This window comes from Streptomyces sp. C (assembly GCF_000158895.1).
GTDB classification, from domain to species: Bacteria; Actinomycetota; Actinomycetes; order Streptomycetales; family Streptomycetaceae; genus Streptomyces; species Streptomyces racemochromogenes.
The window spans coordinates 203,952-205,694 of the sequence record NZ_GG657751.1 but is presented as its reverse complement, the minus strand read 5'-3'; the positions used below and the strand labels follow the sequence as shown (position 1 = coordinate 205,694).

At 78.1% G+C, this 1,743-nt stretch carries 1 protein-coding gene; it reads left to right on the top strand.

The genetic code is table 11. The annotated features are described in order from the left end of the window. Positions 1 to 101: 101 nt before the first annotated feature. On the top strand, positions 102 to 1,743 hold a 1,642-nt coding region (locus SSNG_RS34200; RefSeq protein WP_165365085.1), incomplete at its 3' end, for a condensation domain-containing protein.

The following is a 1,743-nucleotide window of genomic DNA, read 5'->3' as shown; positions in this document are numbered from 1 at the left end:
GCATCGGCGCGCCCGTCGGCGACCCGGACGTGATCGCCTTCGCCGGCCCCGCCACCCGTACTCCCCGCACCACCCGACACACCGAGAACACGAGGTAAGACATGCCATCGCCGCTCACCCCGGCGCAGCGCGGGCTGCTCGTCACGCTCGTCTACGGCCGCGACCAGGACGCCCCCGAGCTGTACAACCTCCAGCTCGTCCTCCGGCTCGACGGGCCGCTGGACGCGGCGCGGCTGCGCGCGGCCGGAGACCGGCTGCTGTCTCACCACGCCGTCCTGCGCACCGGGTTCACCCACCGGGACTCCGGCCCGGCGGCGGTCGTGGCCGCCCGGGGCCTCGTCGCCCTGCCCTGGCGGGAGACCGATCTGCGCGGTCTCGGGGAGCGGGAGCGGGAGGAGGAGGTGGCGCGCCTGGCCCGTGCGGAGCGCGACGCCCCCTTCGCGCTGGACGCCCCGCCGCTGCTGCGGCTGCTGCTGCTCCGGACCGGCGAGGACCGCTCCGTACTGGTGCTGACCCACCACCACCTGGTGTGCGACGGCTGGTCGCAGCCTCGGCTGGTGAGGGAGCTGTTCACCGGCTACGCGGCCGGGCCGGCCGGGCTGCCCGCGCCGAAGCCCGCGCCGCCCGCGGCCGCCGTGGACGGGGCGGCCGCCGAGCGGGGCTGGCGCGCGGTCCTCTCCGACGCCTCCCCGCTGCTCCTGGGGGCCGGCCTCACCACGGCTCCCGTGCGGCTGACCCGCCACCTCGACGAGCGGCGCAGCAGCCGGCTCACCGCACGCGCCGAAGCCGTGGGCGTGACCCTGAACGCCGTGGTGCAGAGCGTCTGGGCTGCCCTGCAGGCGCTGTCGGCCGGCCGGGACAGGGTGATCGTCGGCGGGCTGACCACCGGACGCGGGGCGCGGGCCGCCGAGCCCCCGATCGGCGCCCACGCCACCGTCCAGCCCGTCCCCGTGGCCGTGGACCCGGACCGCTCCTGGACGGAGCTGGTGACCGGGGTCCAGGACCGGCTGGACGAACTGGAGCCCTGGTCCGCGGAGTTCGGGCCGTCCGACGTCCAGCACATCGCCGGGTCCGGGCCGCTCTTCGACACGGTCGCCGTCGCCGAGCGCGCGCCGCTGGCCGCCGCCGAGTTCGACCGGCTCGTACCGGGGCTGCGCCTGGAGTCGGCGGTCTCGTACGACGCCAACCACTACGCCGCCGGCTTCTCCGTGGTCCCGGGGGATCGTCTCGCCCTACGCCTGGACCACCGTCCGGGGGCGCTCGGCCACCTGCCGCCGGAGCGGCTGCTGGACTGCCTGGAGGCGGCCCTGGCCGAGTTCGCCGAGCACCCGGAGCGGCCGGTCGGCCTGCTGGCCCTGCCCGGCGCGGTGGAGGGCGCGGGTGCGGTGGAGGGCCCGGGTTCCGTGGAGCCGGACTCCGTCGCGCCGCCGCTGACGCTGGCCTCCGCCGTGGCCCGGCACGCCGCCGCCACCCCCGGGGCCCTCGCGCTCGCCTCCCCCGAGGGCGACCTGACGTACGCGCAGCTCGACGCGGCCGCCGAGCGGTTCGCCCGCCGGCTCGCCGCCGCCGGCGCCGGGCCGGGGGAGGTCGTCGCCCTGCTGCTGCCGCGCTCGCGCGCCATGACCGTCGCCCAGCTCGCCGTGCTCCGCACGGGCGCCGCCTACCTGCCGGTGGACCCGTGCTATCCGGCCGCGCGGGTGCGGTACATGGTCCGCGACGCCGCGCCGGCACTGGCCGTGGTCA